The 24,791-nt window shown below is 69.8% G+C and carries 21 protein-coding genes; 11 read left to right on the forward strand and 10 right to left on the reverse strand.

What is annotated here, in order from left to right:
- Position 1 precedes the first annotated feature (1 nt).
- Complete coding sequence (locus AB0J72_RS00115; RefSeq protein ID WP_363392605.1) at positions 2-1,132, reverse strand: glycosyltransferase; 1,131 nt, start codon at positions 1,130-1,132, stop codon at positions 2-4.
- Between the two features lie 224 nt (positions 1,133-1,356).
- Positions 1,357-1,608 (reverse strand): hypothetical protein, encoded by a 252-nt coding sequence (locus tag AB0J72_RS00120; protein WP_363392608.1) that lies wholly within the window; start codon positions 1,606-1,608, stop codon positions 1,357-1,359.
- A 453-nt stretch (positions 1,609-2,061) separates the two neighbouring features.
- Between AB0J72_RS00120 and AB0J72_RS00125 the strand changes: the two genes are divergently transcribed.
- Positions 2,062-3,108, forward strand: a complete 1,047-nt coding sequence (locus AB0J72_RS00125) for a glycosyltransferase (RefSeq protein WP_363392610.1) — start codon at positions 2,062-2,064, stop codon at positions 3,106-3,108.
- Positions 3,109-3,448: 340 nt separating this feature from the next.
- On the opposite strand, the gene AB0J72_RS00130 is transcribed toward AB0J72_RS00125, so the two are convergent.
- Together AB0J72_RS00130 and AB0J72_RS00135 are read right to left on the reverse strand one after the other, a co-directional pair.
- Positions 3,449-4,435 (reverse strand): nitroreductase, encoded by a 987-nt coding sequence (locus AB0J72_RS00130; RefSeq protein ID WP_363392613.1) that lies wholly within the window; start codon positions 4,433-4,435, stop codon positions 3,449-3,451.
- A gap of 333 nt (positions 4,436-4,768) precedes the next feature.
- Positions 4,769-5,800 carry an acyl-CoA desaturase gene (locus tag AB0J72_RS00135; RefSeq protein ID WP_363392616.1) on the reverse strand — a complete coding sequence of 344 codons (1,032 nt, stop codon included), beginning with the start codon at positions 5,798-5,800 and terminating at the stop codon, positions 4,769-4,771.
- A gap of 956 nt (positions 5,801-6,756) precedes the next feature.
- Here AB0J72_RS00135 and AB0J72_RS00140 point away from each other — a divergent pair.
- The 8 genes from AB0J72_RS00140 to AB0J72_RS00175 all read left to right on the forward strand — a co-directional run bounded on the left by AB0J72_RS00140 (position 6,757) and on the right by AB0J72_RS00175 (position 15,638).
- Complete coding sequence (locus AB0J72_RS00140; protein ID WP_363392619.1) at positions 6,757-7,191, forward strand: hypothetical protein; 435 nt, start codon at positions 6,757-6,759, stop codon at positions 7,189-7,191.
- 90 nt (positions 7,192-7,281) lie between these two features.
- Positions 7,282-7,425: a hypothetical protein gene (locus AB0J72_RS00145; RefSeq protein WP_363392622.1), complete on the forward strand. Its 144-nt coding sequence runs from the start codon at positions 7,282-7,284 to the stop codon at positions 7,423-7,425.
- Between the two features lie 224 nt (positions 7,426-7,649).
- Positions 7,650-8,291 (forward strand): GAF and ANTAR domain-containing protein, encoded by a 642-nt coding sequence (locus tag AB0J72_RS00150; protein ID WP_363392625.1) that lies wholly within the window; start codon positions 7,650-7,652, stop codon positions 8,289-8,291.
- Between the two features lie 49 nt (positions 8,292-8,340).
- Entirely contained in the window at positions 8,341-9,069 is a 729-nt protein-coding gene (locus tag AB0J72_RS00155) for a GAF and ANTAR domain-containing protein (protein ID WP_363392627.1), read from the forward strand.
- Positions 9,070-9,344: 275 nt separating this feature from the next.
- On the forward strand, positions 9,345-11,741 hold the full coding sequence (locus AB0J72_RS00160; protein WP_363392630.1) for a LuxR C-terminal-related transcriptional regulator: 2,397 nt from the start codon (positions 9,345-9,347) through the stop codon (positions 11,739-11,741).
- A 127-nt stretch (positions 11,742-11,868) separates the two neighbouring features.
- Positions 11,869-12,078, forward strand: a complete 210-nt coding sequence (locus AB0J72_RS00165) for a hypothetical protein (RefSeq protein ID WP_363392633.1) — start codon at positions 11,869-11,871, stop codon at positions 12,076-12,078.
- A 132-nt stretch (positions 12,079-12,210) separates the two neighbouring features.
- Entirely contained in the window at positions 12,211-13,899 is a 1,689-nt protein-coding gene (locus AB0J72_RS00170) for a Na+/H+ antiporter (RefSeq protein WP_363392636.1), read from the forward strand.
- 230 nt (positions 13,900-14,129) lie between these two features.
- Complete coding sequence (locus AB0J72_RS00175) at positions 14,130-15,638, forward strand: GAF domain-containing protein (RefSeq protein WP_363392639.1); 1,509 nt, start codon at positions 14,130-14,132, stop codon at positions 15,636-15,638.
- A 292-nt stretch (positions 15,639-15,930) separates the two neighbouring features.
- On the opposite strand, the gene mgtA is transcribed toward AB0J72_RS00175, so the two are convergent.
- Positions 15,931-18,618, reverse strand: a complete 2,688-nt coding sequence (mgtA, locus tag AB0J72_RS00180) for a magnesium-translocating P-type ATPase (protein WP_363392642.1) — start codon at positions 18,616-18,618, stop codon at positions 15,931-15,933.
- Positions 18,619-19,517: 899 nt separating this feature from the next.
- On the opposite strand from mgtA, the gene AB0J72_RS00185 reads away from it, so the two are divergent.
- Complete coding sequence (locus AB0J72_RS00185) at positions 19,518-20,339, forward strand: hypothetical protein (protein WP_363392645.1); 822 nt, start codon at positions 19,518-19,520, stop codon at positions 20,337-20,339.
- Complete coding sequence (locus tag AB0J72_RS00190; RefSeq protein ID WP_363392648.1) at positions 20,252-20,749, forward strand: tyrosine-type recombinase/integrase; 498 nt, start codon at positions 20,252-20,254, stop codon at positions 20,747-20,749. Before AB0J72_RS00185 ends, AB0J72_RS00190 begins: the two co-directional genes overlap by 88 nt.
- A 5-nt stretch (positions 20,750-20,754) precedes the next feature.
- Here the strand turns inward: AB0J72_RS00190 and AB0J72_RS00195 are convergent, their stop codons facing one another.
- The 5 genes from AB0J72_RS00195 to AB0J72_RS00215 all read right to left on the reverse strand — a co-directional run bounded on the left by AB0J72_RS00195 (position 20,755) and on the right by AB0J72_RS00215 (position 24,788).
- Positions 20,755-21,696, reverse strand: a complete 942-nt coding sequence (locus tag AB0J72_RS00195) for an MFS transporter (RefSeq protein WP_363392651.1) — start codon at positions 21,694-21,696, stop codon at positions 20,755-20,757.
- 116 nt (positions 21,697-21,812) lie between these two features.
- Positions 21,813-22,469, reverse strand: coding sequence for a flavodoxin (locus AB0J72_RS00200; protein ID WP_363392654.1), 657 nt, complete (start codon positions 22,467-22,469; stop codon positions 21,813-21,815).
- Positions 22,470-22,480: 11 nt separating this feature from the next.
- Positions 22,481-23,365 carry an aldo/keto reductase gene (locus tag AB0J72_RS00205; protein WP_363392656.1) on the reverse strand — a complete coding sequence of 295 codons (885 nt, stop codon included), beginning with the start codon at positions 23,363-23,365 and terminating at the stop codon, positions 22,481-22,483.
- Positions 23,362-23,769: a cupin domain-containing protein gene (locus AB0J72_RS00210; RefSeq protein WP_363392659.1), complete on the reverse strand. Its 408-nt coding sequence runs from the start codon at positions 23,767-23,769 to the stop codon at positions 23,362-23,364. Before AB0J72_RS00210 ends, AB0J72_RS00205 begins: the two co-directional genes overlap by 4 nt.
- The gene (locus AB0J72_RS00215) at positions 23,766-24,788 is read right to left on the reverse strand and encodes an aldo/keto reductase (protein ID WP_363392662.1); all 1,023 of its coding nucleotides are present in this window, start codon (positions 24,786-24,788) and stop codon (positions 23,766-23,768) included. Before AB0J72_RS00215 ends, AB0J72_RS00210 begins: the two co-directional genes overlap by 4 nt.
- Between the last annotated feature and the right edge of the window lie 3 nt (positions 24,789-24,791).

Consider the following 24,791-nt stretch of genomic DNA (forward strand, 5'->3'; position numbering starts at 1 on the left):
GTCACAGCGGAACCGGCGCCCGGCTCAGCAGTGTCGCCGCGAGCGCCCGGTAGCGCTCGGCGACGGCGCTCCATTGCGTACCGTGCGCGATCTGTTTGGCCCTGTCGTGCATGTCGGCGACCAGATCAGGCTCGGTGAGCACGCGCTTGAGCGCGGCGCCGATCGCCGAAGCGTCCTGGTGCGGCACGAGGATTCCGGCGCCGTCGCCGAGCAACTCCTGCGCATGGGGAAAAGCGGTGGCGATGACGGGCTTGTGCGCCGCCAGCGCCTCGACGAGCACGCCGGAAGTGGCCTGATCGGGGGAGTCGTACGGGAGCAGCACCACGTCGGCGCGCCCGATCAGCCGGTCGAGGCGGACCTGATCGAGGTAGGCGCGCTCGAAGGTGACCAGGCCGGCTACGCCGAGTGCCCGGGTCCGGGCGTACAGCATGAGCCGGTATGTCTCGCCCTGCTCGATGAGCACCTTGGGGTGTGTCTGTCCGGCGATGACATATCGGGGGCGCGGCAGCAGATGCCGTACCAGTCGCAGCCCACCGATCGCCCACTCGATTCCCTTGCCCGGGCCGAGGAGCCCCCACGTCAGGATCGTAAGTTCGCTCTTGGGGTTGAGCAGACGCAGCGGCGGCCGCTCGGGCGCGCCGTGCGGAATGACGGTGACCTTGTCCGGGTCCACGCCGTACTGCAGGACCAGCCGCGCGCGGGCCGCTTCGGTCATGGTCACGGCGGCGCCGGCCAGCGCGACGACCTGCTCCAGCACCTCCCTCTGGTGCACGGTGGGCTCAGCCAGCACGGTGTGCAGTACGACGATCACCGGGGTGCGGAGCAGGCGCAGCAGCGGTATCAGGTGCTCTCCGTCGGCCCCGCCGAAGATTCCGTACTCGTGCTGGACGATGACGACGTCGTGGCGATTGAGCGCGGAGGCCGCCGGCCCCTCGGCCCCCGGGGCGTTGACCAGCAGGTGGCCGATGACCTCGGGGCGGTCCGCGTATGCCGTGGACTCCACCAGCCGCATCACGCCCGCGCGGTCACCGCCGACCGGCGCGGTGAGCGCGCCCAGCAGCGATGCCGTGAACGTCGCCAGGCCACACTGGGTCGGTGGATAGGTGCTCAGAAACCCGTAGGAAATCGTCATGCGACACCGTCGGGCCGGAGATCGGTGCGGACGGAGTGGTAGCCGTGCATTCCTGGCATGACCCACCTTCATGGCGGGTGCGGCGCCGACCGGCGAGCGCAGATGGCTTACCCGGCGCTGGTCATTCGGTGCGAACACCATCGAGACGACGATCCGCCGTCACCAACCCGGGACATCGATCGAGGCGGGCCAGTGTTGCCCACCGTAGCACGCAGCCTGGTGGGTCAGAACGAACCAGCTCGTGTATCGCTGTACGGCGCGAGCCGCGCGCCGACCACGTGCCGGAAGTTCAGCAGCAGCGTCGAGGTCTGCTCGTCACCGAACCGTGACACCGTCAGCGGGTGCACGGACTCCTCGGTCATCCATGCCGTGAGCTCTTCCAGCGAGAGATCGGTGCCGTGCACACGCAGCACGAGCTCCTTGTCCCGGCCGACGGTCAGCAGATACAGCAGACAGGTCGGAGGATCGACGGTCATGGCGCGTGTCCCTTCGGCGGGTCGCGGCACCGGTCTACCGTCTACAATGGACGCACCATGGCGGGCCGGTCGGGCCACCCGACGGGGCGGCACCCTTCCACGCTACATCTCGGGGCGCGGCCGGTCGATCACACTGAGCCGCCTGGCTCTTCGACGGTTACCTGTACCGGGTCGGTGCCGGCTCCGGCTGCGTAGCGCGGTCGGCCGGGTGGCGCGGATCGCGACGGCGTGTACGGTGGGAACCGTTGAGCTGTCAGCTCGACAGACGCCTGATGACGGTCGCCGTCGCATGGTGCTTGCACCGAATGACCAGCGCCGGGTTCGCCATCTGCGCTCGCCGGCCGGCGCCGCACCCGCCATTGGAAGGTGGGTCATGTCTGTTTTCGTCGCCGGTTCCGGCCCTCCGCAATGACTGTTCCGGACGGCTCGCCGATCTCCGCGGCGGTGCGGTCCATGGGGACTCGGCGCCCCAGCGCGTCGTACGCCCACCTGCACCGGCTCAGTGACGACGTGGGCCTGTTCGAACATGCCGAATACAGCACGCCGCGGACGTCGCACGGGTATTGCGTCGACGACGTCGCCCGCGGCCTGCTGATCATCTGCCGCGAGCCGGACCCGCCGCCGGACCTGCTCCGCCTCGGCGAACGGTATCTGGCGTTCCTCGTCGAGGCACAGTCGCCCGACGGCGCGTTCCGCAACCGGCTCGGCCCGGACCGGCGGTGGCGCGACGAGCCGGCGGTCGGTGACTGGTGGGGCCGGGGCCTGTGGGGCCTCGGCACCGCGGCGGCCCGCAGCCCTCTACCGTCGATCCGCGAGACCGCCCTGCGGTGCTTCGAAACCGGTGCGCATCGGCGCACTCGCTGGCCACGGGCGATGGCGTTCGCGGCGCTCGGCGCCGCCGAGATCCTCGACGTGCGACCGGATCACTCCGCTGCCCGCTGGCTGCTGCACGACGCGGTGGTCACGATCGGCGCGATGCCACTCGACCCGGCGTGGCCATGGCCGGAGCCCCGCCTGACCTACGCCAATGCCGCCCTGGCGGAAACCCTGATCGCGGCCGGCGGCAAGGCGTCGGCCGACGGGCTGACCATGCTCGCTTGGCTGTTGGAGCGGGAGACCCACGACGGTCACCTGTCGTGCACGCCGGTCGGTGGCGGCGGCCCGAACGACGGGCCCCCGGCCTTCGACCAGCAGCCGATCGAGGCCGCCGCGATGGCCGACGCGTGCGCCCGGGCGATGACCGTCAGCGCCGACCCCCGGTGGGAGCGGGGCCTGGCTTCTGCGGTCGACTGGTTCCTCGGCGCCAACGACAACGGCCTGCCGCTGCACGATCCGTCGACCGGCGGCGGCTGCGACGGACTGACCGCCTCCGGGCGCAACGAGAACCAGGGCGCCGAGTCGACGCTCGCGCTGCTGTCCGCATTGCAGCACGCGCGGCGGTTGGACTCCGCCGGCGGCTCCGTCCTCGCCGCCTCCGATCCGGACTCAGCCACCGGCTGAGCTCGTGCCCAACCTTCGACGATTGAGAGGGTCACCATGGCGCGCAGATCCGTGCACAAGGAAGATCGCAAGAAAGAGGGCAGGACGCTCAAGGAGAAACGGACCGCTAAGAAGGCCAAGAAGGCCTCCAACCCCACCTCGTTGATCCCGCCCACCGGCCGCTGATGCTCTCGCCGGCGGACGGGCCGGCAACAGCCGTCGGCCGGCCCGTCCGGCTGGTTCGCCGCCTCGCGCAGGCGAGGATGGCACCCGACCCGCGTTTTCGCAGGCCGGACACCAGTCGATCAAGCACGCCCGAAGGGACTCGAACCCCAAACCTTCTGATCCGTAGCGGCATTGGTCATCTCGTCGCTACGACCTCGATGACCTCGTCGTGCGGGCGGCGCGGTGTCAGCGGTGCCGCAGGGGCGCTCTCGTTCACCCCGAGCCGGACGGTCAGCTGTGGATACTCGGCCGGTGCGACCACCTCACGCAGGGTCGCCCGTACCTCCGGAGCCTCCACCACATCGCTCATCACCGACGACGCCAGCCCGATGGTTGTGGCGGTGAGCAGGACCGCGCTGAGCGCTTCGCCCGTGCGCAGCCAGTCCGCCCTGGTGTCGTGTGTGGTCGTAAACGCGAGGTAGGTCGTATGCCGGTCGTCCCCGTGCCCGGGAGCCAGACCCGGGGACGCGCCGGGCGCGTCGTCGCCTACCGATGCGGCACCCGTCTCCTGCACATCGTCGCCGATCGTTACGTCCGGGCAGGTCGTCCAGAGCGGCATCCCGTCCTGAAAGCCGGCGTCGTGGCGCTCGACTGTCGCCGTTGACCGTGCGGCGAGGGTAAGGAGGTCCGCCTGTGACGGGTCGAGTGCGTGCGTGCTGACCTCGAACGGTTCGGCGGCGTAGTGCAGGAGGTCGATCACCTCGTCCGGCAGCGGTCCGATGCCCAGGAACGGGCGCTGATCGGTGCAACGTGTACGCAGGGCATGGTGTAGGCGCATGTCTTCGGCTGTTACTTGGTGGGGGCCGGTCAGCGTCAGTCTGGCGAGCAGGTCGGGGTCGGCCGGGTCGTTGATTCGTTCGGCTGTGGCGGCGGCGCCGAGGACGGCGAGCACAACGGTGGCATGATGCAGGACCGCACCACAGCTGATGATCATCGACCGGCCCTGGGGGTCGGCGTCGGTCAACTGGCGCGAGCGGTCCGCGTGTAGTTCGAGGGTGTCGCCGTGGATACGCCAATGCCACGGCTGGGAGTTCGCGATCGACGGGGCCAGGCAAGCGACCCGCGCCGCCTCGTACAACACATCCCGGGCCGACAACGACGCCGGTCGTTGGGTCTCACTCATGTTCGCGCCTCCGATCCCGGCGTGGCGGGGGTGTTGAGGGCCTGCCGCATGGGCAGCACCACCCGACGCAGCACGACGAGGTCTCGGCCTACCGTGCCCGCCTCATCGTCTTGGATGGAATGGCAGGAAGACATACGGCTGTCGCGTGCACGAACGACGCGACACCCTGCACTCAACAGTACGTCGCCAACCGGTCTGACCGGCGCTCGTATGGCGCGCACCGCCGGGAACGAAAGCCTCGGGCCGAGGGGTGACTGCGGTGCGGAGGTCGGCGCGGACGGCATGGGGTGCCCCTCTTCGACGTGCATGGATGTGACCGCTCGGCGCCGACGCTCAGACAGGGGCGGGTGCACTTCCAACGGTGTCGAGGTGCCGCAGCACCTCACGCCAGGACCGCCAGAGCGTCGTCTCGCAGTACTCCACGCCGTGCTCGCGGCAGAACTGGCGGATGAGCACCTGGGCCCGGCGCAGGGTCGGGCGCGGCATGCTCGGGAACAGATGATGCTCGATCTGATAATTGAGCCCGCCCAACGCCATGTCGATGAACGCGTTGCCCCGGACGTTCCGGGAGGTCAGCACCTGACGGTGGAAGAAGTCCAGGGTGCTGCCGGCCGGCAGGATCGGCATACCCTTGTGGTTCGGGGCGAACGCGCTGCCCAGGTACACGCCGAACAGCCCCTGGTGGACCCCGATGAACACCACCCCCTGCAGGGGGCTGAGCACGAGGAACACCGCCGACAGGTAGAGCGCCGCGTGCAGGCCCAGCAGGGCAACCTCGGTGCGGCGGCGCTTCATCCGGCGCCCGAACACGGCAGCCACACTGCTGAGGTGCAGGCTCAGCGCCTCCAGCGTCAGCAGCGGCAGGAAGAGGTACCCCTGCCACCTGACGATCGCGGCCCGTGCCCCTCGCAGCGGGCGAGCCTGGCCGGCGGTGAACGCCAGCGGCGCCACCACGATGTCCGGATCGGCCCCCTCGGTGTTCGGGTTGGCGTGATGCCGGTTGTGCTTGTCGATCCACCACCCGAAGCTCAGCCCGATCAGCAGGTTCGCATGGAGCAGACCCGTCACGTCATTGGCGCGGCGGGACCGGAAGATCTGGCGGTGGCCCGCGTCGTGGCCGAGGAAGCCGACCTGGGTGAACAGGACGGCCAGCACCACCGCCGTGCACAGCTGCCACCACGACGGACCGACGAGCACGAACACGGCCCACGTCGCCACGAAGGCGAAGCCGATGACGCCGATGCGGACGCCGTAGTAGCCGGGGCGCCGCTCCAGCAGGCCGGCCTGTTTCACCCGGCGCGACAACTGGGCGTACTGGCTGCCGGCGCGCGGCGGCGGGCCGGCAGCAGAGGCTTGAACCAGCATGATGTGCGGCTTTCAGATCGACGACAGGACGACACGATGCCGCCGAGGTCCTGGGCCGCATTTCCGACGGTACTCCGTGCGTAGGCAACATGCTCGTCACGAGTCGTTTCGCGGCCTCGGCCCGGCGTACGCCGGAGGGTCCGCGATTTCCTTGACCGGCGGCGTTTCGACGGCCATGGCAGCCGACCGGGGTGATCGGCGGCGGCTGCAGCGCATCGACGCGGGAGTTCGCACGGGGACATCCCAGAGCTCCCGGGCGGCACCGCAATGCCGCCCGGGAGCTCTCTCCCCCCGGATGCGAAGAAGGTCAGCAGGGCGAGGCCGCGAGCGCAGCCGGAATCTCCCGGCCGACCGGGGTGCGGTGCGTCATGGAGCCTCCCGTCCACTTTGCGGCGGCGCCTCGCCATCGGGCCGGCGCCACCGGGGACCGGGGTGGCATCGAAGAGACCTGACGCTACCACTGCCCGACCATCGGCGCACCGTCCTCGGCGCGGCACAGCGGCGTAGGACGACAGTGCCGCCCAAGCCCTCGGCGACCGAGATCTTTCGTCCATTGTGGATGGTCTGCGCATCCTGGCCATACGGTTCACCGACGAGATGACCCAGGCGTCCATCGCCGGCGAGCTGGGCATCGCAGATGCGCGTGTCCCGGCTGCTGCGACGCTCCTTGCACGAGCTGCGGTCCGGCACCGGGAACCCGTCCGGCGCGGTCCCCGAGCCGCCGCGGCCGGTCACGCTCAGGTGATGAGGAGGAGCCATCGACCTACCGCCACCCAGGCGATCCTTGACATCGTCTCTTCGGTCCGGACCGCATGGCCGCTGGTCGCGTGATACGCGATGCCCGACTTCGAAGTGACACACGGATCGAACCGACCGAGTAGCGTGACGATTGCACACGGCAGCCACCCCAGACCCCGGTGGCGAGGCGCTCACGTCTCGAACCGGGGGGAATCATCGTGACATTCCGAACAAATCGCACTCAGTCTCGGCATGTCAACCATGTCAACACCAACGGACTGGCCGCCCTCATGATCCGGATCGCGCGCGCAGATCGGGCCGCGTTCGCCAGGCTGCACGCGCAACTGCGCCCAGGATTGGTCGCGTACGTCGCCACGGTGCCGCTCGACCCGGCCGACGTCGCTGCCGTCACCAACGCTACATTCATCGAGGTCTGGCGGCTGGCCGGGCGCTCCCCCGAGCGTGAGACCGACGCCGTCGGGTGGATCTACGCCATTGCCGCCAGGCGCGCCGGGGACCGTTGGGCCGCCCGCATGGCCGTAGCGCTGGAGAAGGAACAGCCGATGGACCTGCTGGCGACGTTCGATCGGCAGACCCAGATAGAGTTGGACACGCTGCTCGCACGCTCCGCGGGCACCGGTCATGAACGTTGAGGAGCCAGACGGCCGGATGGACCTACCGGCTCTGGCCCCACGGCCGTCGAGGCCGAGGACACCTGGCTGCACCTTCTGACCTCCGATCAGGTGCTCGAACTGGCCGGCGCCGCCGGCCACGCCCAGCGCACCGAGGCCGGCGACGCCGCCTGGCAGGCCGAACTCGCCTACTGGACCGGTGGCACCCGACCGACCGGCAGCGGCATCCGCTGCCGGCGTTGTCTCGGCGCATAGCAGGGAGTAGCGTCAGCGACACGACGTCGGCCCGGCGCCTGACTACCCTGAATGCTGACAGTGACGATCTGCGGGAAGGGTGCGGCGGATGCGTACGCGCTACCGGCACGATTCCCGACGTTGTAAGCCGTTGCCCTGCGCCCCCGTGATCGGCGCGGTCAATGCTCATACGTCAGGCGCCACGCCGCGTCTTCGGCGCTGGGCTGTTGCGCAAGTTGGCCGGCGTGGTTGAGCTGTTGGAGCGCGTCTGCGTCGACGTCGTGCATGCGCTGTCCGCTTCTGGAGCTGGGGTGAGCGTGATGGCCGGCCGCGGCGTGCACGGCATGGCCGCAGCCTCGGACCCGCGTACCGCGCGGATCGAGGAGCTGCAGTTCACCCTCGGCGAAGGCCCTTGCATCGACGCTTTCGCGGCCGGCCGGCCGGTTCTGGTGAGCGATCTGGCAGATGGAGCGACGAGTCGATGGCCGATGTACACGCCTGCGGTCCGGGACGCCGGGGTCCGGGCAGTGTTCGCGTTTCCGTTGCAGATCGGTGCGGCCCGTCTCGGCGTCCTGGACGTGTTCCGCACCCGGCCCGGCTCGTTGTCCCGAGCGGAACTGGGTCAGGCGTTCACGTTCGCCGACCTGATGGTGGTGACGCTGCTGGACGGTCAGGAACGGGCCGGCGTCGGCGAGTTCGACGAGGTGTTCGAGCACCGGGCCGAGCTGTTCCAGGCTCAGGGCATGGTCATGGTCCAGTTGGGCATCCCCCTCACCGATGCCCTGGTGCGGATCAGGGCCTACGCCTACGGCACGAACCGGCCGTTGAGCGAGGTGGCCGCGGACATCGTCGCCCGCCGCCTGCAGTTCGACACCGGCCACGCATGACCCGCAAGGACCACCGCGACGACGATCGTAGGAAGGCCGGGAAGCTGTCATGACCACCGTATCCGAGCAACGCCTGGCGCGGATCTTCGTCGAGGTCGCCGACACCCTCGTCGATGAGTTCGACCTGATCGAGTTCATGCAGATGCTCGCCGACCGCGTCGCCGGGCTGGTCGAGAACGCCACCGTGGGGCTGCTGCTGGCCGACGAGAAGGGCCGGTTGCAGTTCATGGCCGCCTCGGACGAGACAACCACGTTGTTGGAGCTGCTGCAGCTGCAGTGGCAGGACGGTCCCTGCCTGGACGCGTTCCGCACCGCCGGACCGGTCGTCAACGCCGATCTCAGCGTCGCCGGGCCCCGCTGGCCGCGGTTCGCGCCCTACGCCACGGCCGCCGGGTTCCGCTCGGTGCATGCGTTTCCGCTGCGGCTGCGGAACGACGTCATCGGCGCGATGGGCGTCTTCGGCACCGGCCGTGCGAACTTCGACGACGCTGACGTCCAGATCGTGCAGGCACTCGCCGACGTCGCCGCGATCGGCCTGCTGCAGGAACGGACGATCCACCGCGGCGAGATCCTCACCGAACAACTCCAAGGGGCGTTGAACAGCCGGATCGTCATCGAGCAGGCCAAGGGTGCCGTCGCGCAGGCACACCAAATCTCCGTCGACGCCGCGTTCGAGCTGCTCCGGGCCCACGCCCGGCGGACCAACCGCCGGCTCAGCGACGTCGCCCACCTCGCGGTCACCGACCGGGGCAGCCTTGCTGACCTCACCAATACCTGACGCACCGGACAGCACCCCGATACGAAGCCTGCCCGCCGGCCGGCCTCGTATCAGGCCCCGCGCAGGGCACAGCCGCGCGAACTGCAACGCCTGAAACTGCGACCGTGCCGCACCATCACCCAGCCTGCGTGACCGGGCCTGCCCGGCCGCTTCGCCGGCTGGGCTGGAACGGCCGACCGGGTTTGCGATATCGTCGGATGTCACCTCGGACCCCGGTGGCGAATTCCGTAGGTCACGGATTCGACGTCACCCAGAGGGTCATTATGGTCGGTAATGTGTCCTCGCCTGCGACCGCCGTCGGTGGTCGAGCCGCCGCGGCGAACGCGTCACGGTCACACCATCTGCGCCGGACCCGGCTGCACGCGGCGTTGGCCGCGCCGGGGGGAAACTCGATCACGACGGTCTACGCTCCGGCCGGCGCGGGCAAGACCGACCTCGTCGTGGACTGGATCGAAGCGGTCGGCGCGGAGCACCGCTCGGTGTTCGTGGACCTCGCCGCGTCCATCACCGCCCGATGGTGGCAGGCGCCGCTGCGGTCACCTTCATGGTGGCCGTCGTGGCCGGTCAACGCGGCCGAACTGGCCCAGGCGCTGCACGAGGACATCCCTGAACACGCCGGCGGCCCGGTGATCGTGGCGCTGGACGGCACCGAGACGGTGGTCGGCACCGACTTCCTGACCGAGGTGCGGCAGCTTGCCGCCGGCGAGGACCGCCTGCACGTCGTACTGCTGGGCAGGCACGCTCCACCGGACGGCTCCCCGCAACCTCTGGGCCACCCCCGGGTCAGCGCGCTGCGTGGGCGTGACCTGGCCTTCACCGCCGCCGAAACGGCCAACCTCTGCGTTCGGCGAGGGCTTGACCTGCCCGCGGCCGTCAGCAGGCGCCTGTATGCCATCACCGATGGGTGGGCTGCGGGTCTCGTGGTCGCGACCGCGGCGCTGAGCGAGCAACCGCATGAGCCGGAAGGCGTCCTGGAACAGCTGCTGCGTACCGGCGCGAGGCTGTCGGAATACGTGATGTGGGACGTGTTGGGCCGGTATCCGGCCGACCTCCGCCAGGCCGTGCGCGACGCCAGCGTGGTGGAATCCGTCGGCCCGGACCTGTTCACCACGCTCACCGGCCGCATCGACGCCGCCGATGTCCTGGCCGACCTCGCCCGCGACGGTATGTTCGCCACCCGCCTCGACGACACGTCCGCCTGGTACCGCTACCACCGGCTCTGGCGCATCGCCCTCTACACCACACTCAGCGAGGAGGACCCCACCCACGCGCATCACCTGCATGCCACCGCCGCCAACTGGTACGCCGCACACGCCCAGCCCGCCGAAGCGCTGCGCCACGCGCTGGCCGCGGCGGACCGGTCGTCGGCCATCGGGATCGTGCAGCGACACGGCGCGCAGATCCGCGAGGCCACGCCGCAGGCCGCGGCCACCGCGGCGGCGCCGGGCCCCTGGTCATCGCTCGCCAACGACGCACCACTCGCCCACGCCTTCGCCGTGCACCGCGGCCTCACCGACAACACCGCAGCCCCGCCGTCCACGGTCCGGCACTCGGCGGCCGCCGTCCGGTGGGAGACGGCGGGGCCCGCTGATCTGATCCAGCCCTCGGCGCAACCGATCTGGCGTGCCTTACGAAGCGGGGACCACGTAGCGGCGCAGGCCGCGCTGATCTCCGACGCGGCGACCGGCCGCTGTCCGTTGCGCCACTCCACGATGCTGCGCCTGCACGCCGTCATCGCCCGGATGACCGGCCGGCTGCGCGACGCCGCCCGGCATGCCGACGCTCTCGGCGATGACGTTCGCGCGAACGGCCTCGTGGGTTCCCACGACGACGGCTGGGCGCGGCTGATCCTTGCCGAGGTGGCCGTCCAACGTGGCACACCCGACGCGGCCGTGCAGCACCTCGACGCGCTCGCGGTCCAATTGTGGCAGTCGGTACCTGCGCTCGTCGCCGCACAACAGTTTCAGGCCGCGCTGCTCTGCCAGCAAGAACACGACTACGCCGCCGCGTTGGACGCCGTCCAGCGGCTCATCGTCGACGGCGACGACGCGTTGCTGGTCCCACAGTGGGCCGCACGAGTGCTGCGGATCGAACTCCTCATCGCCACCGGCCGGCTCCACGACGCCCACCGGCACTGGCGTGCCGACGCCGCCGCCGTCCCCGCGTCGACCGCCACGATCACCACCGCGAAGCTCCTGCTCGCCCGGCAACCGCAGGCCCGCACCGATCGGCTGCTGCGGCCCCTACTCGACGAGCCGCACATCTCGCTGTTCGCTCAGGTCGAGCTCCGCCTGCTCATGGCACACCAGGCGAACACCGCCGGCAACACGCAGCACGCCACACACCTGCTACGCCAGGCCATGGTCCTCGCCGACCCGGAACAACTCCGGCACCCGTTCCACGCCAACCACCACCTGCTCGCCCCCACCCTCAACCAGCTCACCCTGACCGCCATCACCCCGCCAGCCGGCGGTCCGCTGAGCCCGGGTGAGATCTCGGTCATGCGACACCTGACCGGACACCGAACCGTCCACGAGATCGCCGCCGAACTGCACCTCTCCCCGAACACCGTGAAGACCCACGTCGCGTCGATCTACCGCAAGCTGGCAGTCCATACCCGGCGCGACGCCGTGCGCGCCGCAGTCGCCCTTGACATCTTCCCCACCCGGTGACGTCCCACCGGGCCTGTGCCGATCGGCACCGAACGCTGGGCTGCGGGATGAGCGGGTAGTGTCGGTGACCGGCGGCACCCTGCGCGCCGTCCGGCGCCAGACACGCCCACGGATAGAGGCGGTCCCTGTGCAGTATCTCAGTGACGTCAATCTGCGCGCGGTCCTCAAGGTGCTGATCGGTCGGGCAGGCGGCACAATCGAGATCAGCAACACTGAGCTCTACGACGCCATGCTGCCCGACAGCGGCCAAGCGGAACGTTTCCGCGTCGAGGAACTGCGGGATGGCCTGCGCCTGACGCTGGTACTCCGTCCGGACGCAAACGGACCTCACGAATAGACGGCATCTCCGAGCTGAACCGGCATCGTCCGTAACCGCCCGGAATGTCGTCGGCGGCGCATCGGCGGTCATACCGCGGGAAGGCCGCCCGTCTCATCTCCCCCGCAGGCCATGTCCAGGAGAATGGACGCAATGAGCGTCGAGTCGATGCTGCTGTTCGTGCTTGCCGCCGTCGCTGTCGTCGTATTGGTGCGGTGGGTCGCAAACCGGACAAGCTTGCCGGCCGCAGCGCTGCTGGCGATCATCGGCATCGGTTACGCCCTCTTGCCGGGGCCCAATGTCGTTCTGCCCCCCGAAATCATCATGGCGTTCGTCCTGCCACCACTGCTGTACAGCGCCGCACTGGACTCGTCGCTGCTCGCGATCCGCCGCAACCTACGCACCGTGGTGAGCCTGTCGGTGCTTTTGGTCTTCCTCAATGCGGTGATGATCGGCATCGGCTTCCAATGGTTCGTCGCGGGAGCGACCCTGGCCACCGGTATTGCGGTCGGCGCGGCGGTCGCGCCGCCCGATCCGGTGGCCGCGCTCGCAGTCGGGCGCAAGGTCGGCCTTCCACCCAGAGTTCTCACGCTCATCCAGGGCGAAGGGCTGCTCAACGACGCCACGGCGCTCACGATCCTCAGTGTGGCCGTCGCCGCGGCCACCGGTGGCGGTTTCTCGGCGCCGTCCGCGCTCGGTCAGTTCTTGATCGCCGCGGTAGGTGGCGTCGCGGCCGGAGCGCTGGTCGCCTACGCTGTCCGGCTGTTGACGCGCGCTCTGAGCAGCGACCCGTTGATGGCGAACGCCGTCTCGCTGGCCACCCCGTTCGCGGCCTACCTGCTCGGCGAGAAGGTTCATGTCTCGGGCGTGCTCGCGGTGGTCGTCGCGGGGCTGATTGTCGGGCACCACCGGCCACGATCGGCCTCAGGCGCGAGCCGGCTACAGACGAACGCGGTCTGGCGGCTGGTCGACTTCCTGCTCGAAGGGTTCGTGTTCCTGCTGATAGGGCAGCAGTTGCCCGAGGTTGTACGCGGACTCGCACAATACGATTCGGCCACGATCGTCATCGCGGTGACGATCACCGTCGGTGTGGTGTTGTTGCTGCGCCCGGTGTGGCTGGTGTTGACCCAGTCGCTGCCCCGATCGCTGTACACCTGGCTGGGTGGCCGGGCTGTCGACGACGACCGTGCCGGGGCTGACAAGACGCCGGCAGCGCCATCACACGATCGCGTATCCCAGCGGCTCACGGGCCGCGCTGTCGTGGCACTCAGCTGGTCCGGCACCCGAGGCGTGATCAGCCTCGCGGCGATCTCCGCCTTGCCGCGGGTCACCGCCGACGGTGCCCCGTTCCCGAACCGCGACCTGCTGCTGTTCTGCACGTTTGTCGTCGTAATGATCACGCTGGTGGGGCAAGGTCTCACCTTCGCGCCGCTCGTCCGGGCGCTCGGCCTGCGCGCCGACGAGGTCGACCAGGCGCGACTACGCAACGAGGCACGCTCGGCCGCTGTCGAGGCTGCCATTGCCAGGCTCGACGAGCTGGCGGCTCAACCGCACAACGACGCCAAGACCCACGCGATCGAGACGATGCGTGGGCAACTCCGCGGCCAGTTGACCCACCATCAGGACCGACGAGATCAGCTGAGCAGCACCGACCTGGTCCACGTGCCGGCATCGCCACGACACGAAGCCGCGCTGCACGTCCGCCGGGAGGTCATCGATGCCCAGCGGGAGGAACTACTACAGTGGCGTGACGCCGGCAGACTGCCGGATGAGGGCCTCCGCGTGCTCGAACGGGAACTCGATCACGAGGAAGGGCTGCTGCCCACGAGGCGGCCGCGCTGAGTTTGGGTGGTCCGGCGCCGGTGAGGTGGCGACACCTCGCTGGTGGTTGCCTGTTCGGGCACTTCCCATGAGACCGCTTCTTGCTCTGCCTCCGTCACGACGAGCGTTTCCGAAGCGTCGATGGTTCAGGGTCGGGCCGGTCGGCCGGTCACCCGGCGCCTCACCCGGTAGTCACCCGGTGACCGGCATAGGGTGGGCGCTGATACGTCTGGTCGGCGAAAGGGCTGCTGATGGAGGCATATCAGGAGGCCGACTTCCTTGCCGTACTGAGCCGTCTCATACTGTCCGCGGACGATCCGCGGTCAGCGCTGCCGGAGGTTTCGCGCCGCCTGGCGCGGGAGCTGCGGCTGCCGTTCGCTGTGATCGAGTTCGACAGCGTTCCAGGCGACGAGCGCCGGGTTGCGTTGCCGCTGCGGCACCGCTCGCGGCCCGGAACCCTCCTCGTCCCCGCCGACCTGCCCGGGCCGACCCTGCAGCGCCTCCGCGAACGCGTGCTGCCGCAGTTGGAGATGCTGCTGGCAGTCGCGACCGAGTACAAGGCGATGGCCGAGTTCGTGCGGACGAGCCGCGACGAACTGCACGACCTCGCGTCGGAGCAGGCGGGTCTGCGGCGGGTGGCGGTGCTCGTCGCGTCCGGTGCGCCGCCGGCCGATGTGCTCGCTGGGGTCGTCGCCGAGGCCGCCGCGCTGCTGGACGCGGACGCCACCAGGCTGATGCGCTACGAGACCGCTGGCAGCGTCGTCCTCGCCGGGTACGGCAAGCCCGGCACCGAGACCTGGCTGGGTCGGCGATTCCAGGTCGAGGGCGACGTCACGGAGCCGGTGCTGCGAGCCTTCCGCCCGGCGAGGGTGGACAGCTACAACGACCGTTCCGGTGCCTTCGCCGCCCTGGTGCGCCGCGACGGTTACAACGCATCGGTCGCCGCGCCGATCACGGTGGGTGGCCGCCTGTGGGGCTGCCTGGTGGTGCTGTGGTCCCGCCGGGAGCCACCGCCACCCGGCGCCGAGAAGCGACTGGCACAGTTCGCCAAGGGCGTGGCCGCGACAGTGGCGAACGTCGAGAGCGGCGCGTCACGCGCCCGAATCGTCCATGACGTCGAGGAAGGTCGCCGCCGCTTCGAACACGACGTGCATGACGTCGTCCAGCAGCGTCTGGTGTCGCTCGGCCTGGAGCTTCGTGCGGCCGAGGCGTTGGTGCCGGACGAACTTGACGAGCTCAAGGCGCGGCTCTCCCACACGGTCGAGGGCCTGACGAGTGTCTTCGAGGTGCTGCAAGAGATGACACGCGGCATCCACCCGGCCATCCTCACCCAGTCCGGGCTCATGCCTGCGCTCAGGGCACTCGCGCGGCGCTCGGCCGTCCCGGTCACGATCAGCCCGGGTCCCGAGCACCGGCTGCCCCCCAGCGTCGAGGTGGCCGCGTACGGCGTCGTATGCGAGGTGCTCGCGTACGTAACTGAGGACGCGCCGCACGCCTCCTCGATCAACGTCGACGTCGCCATCACCGTCGACGACGCGGCCAGGCGCGAGTTCCTCGTGGTCTCGGTCCGCGACGATGGTGCCGGGGGAGCCGACCTGGCCCACGGCACGGAGCTCGTAGGCCTCACCGACTGGGTGGAGGCACACGGGGGACGCCTGCAGATCTCACGTCCGGCCGGTGGGGCGACGTCACTGTGCATCATGATCCCGACCGACATCGACTCCGGGCGGTTTGACCTGGCGCTGGCAGGTGTCGATTGAGTGAGCGGTCGCAGCGGCTCGCCTTGCCCTCGCAACGACTTCGCCACCACTGGACTGGATGACATCGCCGCCGAGGCAACCCCGGCAGGGCGGCATCATCCCGCGGGCGCACACGACACCGTGCAATACGACATCCGCTACCACGACCCGGCCACGTCGTCCTCGCCGCCGCCCAGCACGCCGACCCCATCGTCGTCGGCACCCAAAGCGGCGGCAGCCACGGCTCCCCACTGCTGCTCGGCACCGTCGGCCAGGACATCTTTTGCGGTCCCGTGTGGGACAACGAGGGCGGTCACTTCGTTGACAGGCCAGCAGGTGCCGTCGCGGCGTGATCGGGTCCGAGTTTGCGGCGGTGGCCGATGCTGAAGTAGGCGGCGCGGCGTCGCAGGTGGCGGCGCCCGACCGGCAGTGCGGGCGGGCCGGTGGGCGTGGGTGTGACGCCGTAGAAGAGCCGTTTGCCGACTTCGATGAGGCCGAGGTAGCAGGCAACCATGATCGTGAGCGCGGCGAAGAAGCCGCCGGGTAGTGGATGGAACCCCAGCACGTTGGCGAGGGGGGTGGCGGGCAGCAGCGTACCGACGGTAACCACGCCGAGGGCGGCGAGGGTCAGCGGGAGGCTGGGGTGGCTGCGGAAGAACGGAATTCGGTGGGTGCGGATGGCGAAGATGACCAGGGTCTGGGTGGCGAGGGACTCGACGAACCAGCCGGTGCGGAACTGGGCCGGTCCGGAATGGAACACCCACAGCATGACGGCAAAGGTGGCGAAGTCGAACACCGAACTGAACGGCCCGAAGTAGAGCATGAAGCGGCGGATGAACCGGATGTCCCAGTGCGACGGGCGGCGTAGCTGCTCCTCGTCGACGTTGTCGGTGGGGATGGCGAGTTGGCTGGTGTCGTAGAGCAGGTTGTTGAGCAGGATCTGGGAGGGCAGCATCGGCAGGAACTTCAGGAACATCGACGCGCCCGCGGCGCTGAACATGTTGCCGAAGTTGCTCGAAGTGCCCATCAGGACGTACTTGACGGTGTTGGCGAATATCCGTCGGCCCTCGGCGACACCGTCGGCCAGGACGTTGAGGTTCTTCTCCAGCAGGATGACGTCGGCGGCGTCCTTGGCCACGTCGGTGGCCGAGTCGACCGAGATGCCGACATCCGCCGCGTGCAGGGCGAGGGCGTCGTTGACCCCGTCGCCCAGGAATGCCACGGCCCGCCCGGTCATGCGTTGGAGGCGCACGATGCGTGCCTTGTGCTCGGGGCTGACCCGGGCGAACACCGTTGTGGTCGTGATCGCCGCCGCGAGGTGCGAGTCGTCGAGGTTGTCGATGTCCGCCCCGGTCAGCGTCGTGCCGGCGGGCAGGCCGACGTCCTGGCAGACCTTGGCGGCCACCGCCGGGTTGTCCCCGGTGACGATCTTCACCGTGATGCCGAGCGTGGCGAGACGGCCCAGCGCGGCCGCCGCGTCGGGCTTGGGCGGGTCCAGGAAGACCAGCAGGCCGGCCAGCCGCAGGCTGTGTTCTTCGGCCGCGGTGAGTTGGGTGAGGCCGGGAGCGGGGCGGGTGGCGACGGCGACGACCCGGTTGCCGGCCGTGAACTCGGCGGCCAGGGCCGTCGCGGCGGTGGCCGGCACGTTGACGCAACACTCCAGGACGGCCTCCGGCGCACCCTTGGTGACCATCGTCTGAGCGCCGTGCTGGTCACGGACGAGCACGGACACCATGCGCCGTTCGTAGTCGAACGGCACGATCGACAGCCGGGTGTCCCCGGCCACGGCAACGTGCTGGCCCAGCGCGGCCGGCGAGTCCCACAGCGCCATGTCGAGGGGATTGCCGCCGATCGCACGGCCGTCCTCGACGGCGGCTTCGGTGCAGGTCAGACCCCACCGCAACGGTTCGTCGGGGGAATCCGGATCGGTGGCGACGGCGCGCATGAAGCTGATCCGGCCCTGGGTCAGGGTGCCGGTCTTGTCGGTGAACAGGGTGTCGACGTCGCCGAGGTCCTCGATGCAGACCAGTCGTTTGACCAGGACATTGCGCCGGGCCATCTGCCGGGACCCGGCGGCCAGGCTCATCGACACCACCGCGGGCAGCAGCTGCGGGGTGATTCCCACCGCGATGGCCAGGGAGAACAGCAGCGCTTCGAGGATCGGCCGGTGCAGCACCACGTTGATGACGAAGATCGAGGTGGTGAGACCGGCGGCGACGTAGACCAGCAGCATCGAGAACCGTCGCAACCCGGCCTGGAACTGCGTCTCGATCGGGTGGCCGCCCAGGCCTCCCGCGATGCGACCGAACTGCGTGCCCGTCCCCGTTGCCGTCACCACCCCACGCCCGCTCCCAGCGTGCACCACGGTGCCCATCAGCGCGCAGCCGGACAGCTCGGCCAGCGGCGTGCCAGCCGGCACCGGAGCGGTGTTCTTGTCGACCGGCAGCGACTCGCCGGTCAGCACCGACTCGTCACACTCCAGCCCGGATGCCTGCAGCAGCCTGATGTCAGCCGGCACCACGTCTCCCAGCCGCAGGTCGACGACATCGCCCGGGACCAGCGTGGTCACGTCCACCGCGACCGGATGCCCGCCGCGCACGGCCAGCGCCCGATGGCTGATCTTCGAGTGCAGCGCCTCGGCCGCCTTCTCCGCCCGGTACTCGTTGACCAGTCCCAGACCGACGGACAGCGCCAGGATCACTCCGATGATGATCGCGTCGCTGCGCTCACCGACGAAGTACGACGCCACCGCGGCGACCAGCAACAGCACCAACAGCGGGGAGCGCACCTGGTGCCACAGCACCGGCAGCAGCCGAGCCCGGTGCGTGGAGACCGCGTTGCGCCCGTACCGGGCGAGCCGGCGCGCCGCCTCCCCGGCCGGCAGCCCGCCGTGGCCCACGCCGAGGCCGTACAGCACCTGCTCGGCGGGCAGCTTCGCGGCCCTGGACACGTCCAAGCCGGACTCGAAAAGGTTCGGCGACGGCCCGCCGGCGACCGTCACGATCGCCGACCGTTCAACCCCGGCACGCCCCGCACGCCTAGCTGCCATAACACTTCGAGCCTGCCACGCACGCCCCCGTGCGGATCAGGGCCGGTCGCCCGGCCGGTCGGGACCAACGGGCCGGCAGCGTCCGATGCCAGCTGGCCTAAGAGGTCCTGACACAGTCACACCTCCCTGCACCGGCTGCTCTCGAGGACCGCATTCAACGCTTCGTCAACCGGCAAGCGATCAAACTCGACGGCGTTCAGCACGTCCATGACCAGCCGCACCGGCACCGGCGGCTTGTCCCGTCGTGGCCAGGCTGCGGGTTTGGACCCCGGTCTCGACTTCACGACAAGATGCAGTGAGACCGGTGGTCTCCTCCGGCCACAAGGTTCCTTCCGACTCGGATGGGTGACGTACTGCCTGCGAGTTCGGGCGGCACGGCCCAATCCCTCGCGGGCGGCGTCTCGTTCGGGAACCTCTGATCTGGAATCTGGCCGTAATTGGTAGACAGCTCGTCGGCCGACGGACTTTGAACCGGCCCTCAGTACCGTAACAGGACAGGATTCCCCGCTCATCATCAAAGCGGTACAGGACGGACGAACAAGCATCCTTAGCCGGGAAGATGCCCCTCCCGCCCCGCGACCCGACATCGCTTCTGTCAGGAAACGGCAGCGTAGGCGTCTCATCGAGCTACGGAGGCGGCTATGGGCGGCAACTCCGTGTTTCAGCGGTGCGGGTGCGTGAACCCGGCGACCGGCAGGAGATGGGATCGGGCGTGTCCCCGGTGGGACGAGAAGGGGCACGGCTCGTGGTACTTCACCTGCTCGGTACCCGACCGGTTGGGTCGGGGTCGGCGGGTGCGCCGGGGCGGTCACCCGACCCTTGAGGCGGCGGCCCTGGCTCGCCAGCAATACTTGGCGGTAAGTGCCGAGCAGCGCACGGGTGATGGGTGGACGGCGGCGCGGTGGCTGCGGCAGTGGCTGGACGGCCGGGTTGCGATCCGGCCCACGACCCGGTTGTCGCACGCCGGCTACATCGAGCAGTTCCTGATCCCGCACATCGGCCACCTGACCCTGGCAGACCTGACCGTGGCGCGCTTGTCGGAGATGTTCACCCGGATCGGCAGGCAGACGAATCGAGCCGGGCTGCCGCACACCCCGTCCACGCTGGCGCACGTGCGGACCACGCTGCGGGCAGCCCTCAACGCCGCGGTCCGCGACGGGCTGATCGACGGCAATCCGGCGCGCCACGTCGAACTGCCGGCCAACCCGCGCCCCCGGCCGGTCGTGTGGACGCCGGCGAGGGTCACAGCGTGGCAGGCCACAGGCGCCCGGCCGAGGATCGCGGTGTGGGGCCCGGCCATGCTGGCGGAGTTCCTCGACGCGGTGCGCGACGACCGGCTGTTCGCCCTGTGGTGGCTGCTTGCTTTGCGCGGGCTACGTCGCGGCGAGGCGGCGGCTCTGCGGTGGGACGACCTCGACCTCGACCACAGCGAGCTCGACGTCCACCGGGCCCGCACCACGGCCGGCTACCAGGTGTTCGAAGGCTTGCCGAAGACCGACGCCAGCCGCCGGACCGTCGCCCTGGACAAGCACACCGTCAAGGTGCTTCGGGACCACCGCCGTCAGCGGGCGACCGATACTGGTGCGTGGGCCGACGGCGGGTACGTGTTCACGGTCCGGACGGCCGCCCGCTGCATCCGGACGCCATCACGCGCCGGTTCACCCGGCTCCTAGGTTGCACCGACCTGCCGCCGGTCCGGCTGCATGACCTGCGCCACGGCGCCGCGTGTCTCGCCCACGCCGCCGGTGCCGACCTCAAGACGATCCAGCAGCAGCTCGGTCACTCCACGATCGCGGTCACCGCCGACATCTACACCACCGTGCTACCCGCCACCCAGCGGCACAGTTGTGGACGCTCACGTAATTGCTCTGGTCGCCGCTCGTCGTACCCCGGGCAGATCGCGGGCGTCGGGGCGGCTATCAAGCCACCGATGACCGCGACTGGCCGACCGCCCTGCTCGCCCACGCACCTCCTCCTCGCTGCTGCTTTTCTCTGCCTGCTCGTCGCGACCGTCGCGGGCGGGACGAGCGAACTGCCGGCGGACGCCGTGCCTCGTAGATGGGGGACGACGAGCGAGCGGTAGGCCAATTACGTGAGCGCTGACACATGCAGCGGGCTGAAGCCCAGGACGCCCTGCAGGTACTGGGAGGTGAAGAAGAAGAAGAAGCCGATCATCGCGCCGAGGTAGAGCATCCGCACGAGGTAGGCGCCGGTGCGTCGCCGGTCGGCGAACAGCCGCAGCGGCATGATCGGCTGCGCCGCACGGGCCTCATTGACCACCAGCCCGGCGAGCAACACGATGCCCAGCGCGATCGCGATGATGGTGCTCGGTGCGCCCCAGCCGACCTCGGCGGCGTCGACGATGCCGAACACCAGCGCGGTCATGCCTCCCGTGGCGCACAGCGCGCCGATCAGGTCGAAGCGGCCCTGGCGGCGCTCGGTCTCGCCGATGTAGCGGTAGGCGGCGAACACCATCGCGACGCCGATCGGCACGTTGAGGAAGAACCCGGCCCGCCACGACACCACGTCGGCCAAGACACCGCCGAAGACCAAGCCGGCGCTGGCGCCGATCCCGGCGACCGCGCTGTAGGCGGCCACGGCCCGGGCCCGCTGGTGGCCTTCGGCGAAGCTCGCGGTCAGCAGCGACAGCGACGACGGCGCCAGGATCGCGGCGCCGATCCCCTGGAAGGCGCGGGCGGCGATCAGCCACCAGGACCACGGGGCGAGCCCGACCAGCAGCGAGGCGAGCCCGACCAGCAGCGAGGCGAGCGCGAACAGCACGAGCCCGATGACGAACATGCGGCGCCGGCCGACGATGTCGCCGGAGCGGGCGCCGAGCAGCAGCCCGCCGAAGACCAGGGTGTAGGCGTCCTGGACCCAGGTGAGGCCGGTCGGGGTGAAGCGCATCGCCTCTTCGATCTTGGGCAGTCCGGTGAAGATGATCGAGTTGTCCAGGATGACCATGAAGTAGCTGAGGCAGATGATCGTCAGGATCATCGCCGGGCGGGCCGGGCGGCGCGGTGTCGGCACCGGGCACTTCCCTTCGTCGTGGCGGCTGATACCTCCAGACAACCCAAAAATCGGCAGGTGAGGCAGTGCGGGTCGTGCCCGGTGCTGGCGGTACCCCCTTCCCGCGTCGCCGGGAATCAGCGCAGGCCGATCTCCCGCAGCCAGGCCTCGACCTGCGAACGGGCGCCGGCGACTTCCTCGCCGCGGACGGCGAGACCCGCGCCGATCGTGGCCTCGGGGCACAGCCGCCGGTACTCCTCCACCGTGCTGCCCAGCCCGCTGACGGCAAAGGTGACGAACGGGTGGATGGTCGTGCCGGCCAGGTAGGCGCGTTCGGCGAAGTTGCTCATGATCATGGGTGGGCGGACGTTCCAGATGCCGCTGCCGAGTAGCACCACGTCGTAGCCGCGGGCGTCCGGCAGGGCGCCGGCGATGGCCGGGCGGGCGTCGGCGTTCTGTTCGGCGACGTTGCGCTGGACGGTCGCGTCGTAGCTGTCGGGGTACGGCTCCGCCGCCTCGATCCGGTAGACGTCCGCGCGCACCAACGAGGCGATCATCTCGGCGATGATCTGGGTGTTGCCGACGTCGAGCGTCCGGCGGCCGCCGTACCAGTAGTTCTCACCGGCTCGCGAGAAGTAGGCCAGCAGCACCCGCCGCGGCGATGATCCAGCCGGGCCTGGTGTGCGTGGCGGGGCCGGGGAGGCGTTACCGCAGCCCGCTGTGGCCGCGCCGAGCAGCGCACCTCCCACGGCGAGGAGGGAGCCACCCAGCACGGCACGGCGCTTCGTTCCCACGAGCGGGATCCTCATTTCTCCGGGATCGGCCGGCCGAACGCGGCGAGGGTGATGTCGGCGGGTTCGGGGCCGCCGCGTTTGCCGGTGTCCAGGCCGTCGATCGCGGCGAGTTCCTCGCCGGTGAGCTCGAAGTCGAAGACGTCGAAGTTCTCCGCGATGCGCTGCGGGCGGACGGATTTCGGGATGGCCGAGCGGCCCTGCTGCAGGTGCCAGCGCAGCATCACCTGCGCCGGCGTCTTGCCGTGCGCCACGGCGATCTCCCCGATGGTCGGGTCCTGCAGGGTGCTGGTGTGGCCGCTGTCGCGGTAGAAGGTAATCCCACCGATCGGCGCCCACGCCTGAGTAAGGATGCCGTGCTCCGCGCCGAAGTCCTGTACCTCGCGTTGCTGGAAGTAGGGGTGGACCTCGATCTGGTTGACCGCGGGAACCACCGTCGCGGCGTCGAGGAGCCGGGTCAGGTGCTCGACCATGAAGTTGCTGACCCCGATGGCGCGCACCCGGCCGTCGGCCAGCAGCGTCTCCAGTGCCCGGTACGCCTCAAGGGTTTTGCCGAACTCCGACGGCAGGGCCTGGTGCAGGATCAGCAGGTCGATCTGCTCGACACCGAGTTTGCGGGCGCTCTTGTCGAAGCCGTGCAGCGTCTGCTCGTACCCGTAGTCGCTGATCCAGATCTTCGTCTCGATGAAGACGTCGGACCGGTCGATGCTGGCGGCGGCGATGGCCTCGCCGACCTGCCGTTCGTTGCCGTAGGCGGCGGCGGTGTCGATGTGCCGGTAGCCGGTCTCGAGCGCCGCGGCGACTGCCGCGCGGGTCTCGTCCGGCGGGGTCTGGAAGACCCCGAGGCCGAGGGCGGGCATGACGACGTCGTTGTTCAGTGTCAGCGGAGGTGTGGTCACTGCTGGTCTCCTTGTGGGTCGTACTGCTCGTCGGTCACCTTGTCCAGCCACTCGACGGCCTGGCCGTCGCGGACGCCGGTGAGCGCCATATGGGTCATGGGCGAGGTCGGTGCGGCGCCGTGCCAGTGTTTGACGCCGGGCGGGCACCACACGACGTCACCGGCCCGGATCTCCTCGACCGGGCCGCCTTCGGACTGGGTGCGGCCGACGCCGTCGGTGACGACGAGCCGCTGCCCGGCCGGGTGGGTGTGCCAGGCCGAGCGGGCCCCGGGCTGGAAGGTGACGTAGGCGCCGGTGTACGGGGCGGTGTCCTCGGCGGCGAAGAGCGGCTGGACGCGGACGTCGCCGGTGAAGTTCTCCGCCGGGCCGGGCGTGGACGGCTGCGAACCGCTGCGGGTGATCATCGGCGGCGGGCCTCCTTGTTCAGGTACGGGCTGACCCAGCCGTTGTCGGCCGGGTTGAGCGTCACGCCGGGCGGCACGATCTCGTCGATGCGGTCTAGCACGTCGGCGCTGAGCTCGACGTCGGCGGCGGCGAGCTGCGAGTCGAGGTGCTCCATGGTCCGCGGGCCGATGATCGCCGAGGTGATCCCGGGGTGGCGCAGGACGAACGCGATCGCCAGGTCGATGAGGCTGACCCCGGCCTGCTCGGCGAGCTCGGCGAGGGCGTCGGCGGCGTCGAGCTTGCGCTGGTTCTCCGGCAGGGACAGGTCGAAGCGGTTGGCGAGGCGCTTGCGGGCCTCGGACATCGGGCCGGAGTGGTCGTCCTTGCGGTACCGGCCGGAGAGCCACCCGCCGGCGAGTGGGCTGTAGGAGAGCACGCCCATGCCGTACCGCTGGGTCAAGGGCAGGATCTCGTGCTCGATGTTGCGGGTGAGGATCGAGTAGGTCGGCTGCTCGGTGACGAACCGCTCCCGGCCGCGGTCCCGGGCGATGTACTGCGCGTCGAGCAGCGCGGAGGCGGGGAAGGTGGAGTGGCCGATGTAGCGGACCTTGCCTGCGCGGACGAGGTCGGTGAGCGCGCCGAGGGTCTCGTCGAGGTCGACGGCCGGGTCGTAGCGGTGCATCTGGTACAGGTCGATGTGGTCGGTGCCGAGCCGGCGCAGCGAGTGTTCGACCTCGGTCATGATCCAGCGGCGGGAGCCGCCGCGGTGGTTGGGGTCGTCGTCGAACGGCATGAAGAACTTCGTCGCCAGGATGACGTCGTCGCGGCGGCCCTTCAGGGCTTTGCCGACGATCTCCTCGCTCTCGCCCTGGGAGTACACGTCGGCGGTGTCGACGAACGTGATCCCGGCGTCGAGGGCGCGGTGGATGATGCGGATGCTCTCGTCGTGGTCCTTGGTGCCCCACGCGCCGAACATCATGGTGCCGAGGCACAGGTTGCTGACCTGGACGCCGGTGCGCCCCAGCGGGCGGTACTGCATGAT

The organism is Dactylosporangium sp. NPDC049742, assembly GCF_040674675.1.
GTDB classification, from domain to species: Bacteria; Actinomycetota; Actinomycetes; order Mycobacteriales; family Micromonosporaceae; genus Dactylosporangium; species Dactylosporangium maewongense.

Bases quoted from the DNA above. Each gene is read 5' to 3' on its own strand.
- AB0J72_RS00120 (WP_363392608.1), bottom strand. From the start codon at position 1,608: ATGACCGTCGATCCTCCGACCTGTCTGCTGTATCTGCTGACCGTCGGC.
- AB0J72_RS00170 (WP_363392636.1), top strand. From the start codon at position 12,211: ATGAGCGTCGAGTCGATGCTGCTGTTCGTGCTTGCCGCCGTCGCTGTC.
- AB0J72_RS00130 (WP_363392613.1), bottom strand. From the start codon at position 4,435: ATGAGTGAGACCCAACGACCGGCGTCGTTGTCGGCCCGGGATGTGTTG.
- AB0J72_RS00215 (WP_363392662.1), bottom strand. From the start codon at position 24,788: ATGCAGTACCGCCCGCTGGGGCGCACCGGCGTCCAGGTCAGCAACCTG.
- AB0J72_RS00115 (WP_363392605.1), bottom strand. From the start codon at position 1,132: ATGACGATTTCCTACGGGTTTCTGAGCACCTATCCACCGACCCAGTGT.
- AB0J72_RS00135 (WP_363392616.1), bottom strand. From the start codon at position 5,800: ATGCTGGTTCAAGCCTCTGCTGCCGGCCCGCCGCCGCGCGCCGGCAGC.
- AB0J72_RS00155 (WP_363392627.1), top strand. From the start codon at position 8,341: ATGACCACCGTATCCGAGCAACGCCTGGCGCGGATCTTCGTCGAGGTC.
- AB0J72_RS00125 (WP_363392610.1), top strand. From the start codon at position 2,062: ATGGGGACTCGGCGCCCCAGCGCGTCGTACGCCCACCTGCACCGGCTC.
- AB0J72_RS00175 (WP_363392639.1), top strand. From the start codon at position 14,130: ATGGAGGCATATCAGGAGGCCGACTTCCTTGCCGTACTGAGCCGTCTC.
- AB0J72_RS00210 (WP_363392659.1), bottom strand. From the start codon at position 23,769: ATGATCACCCGCAGCGGTTCGCAGCCGTCCACGCCCGGCCCGGCGGAG.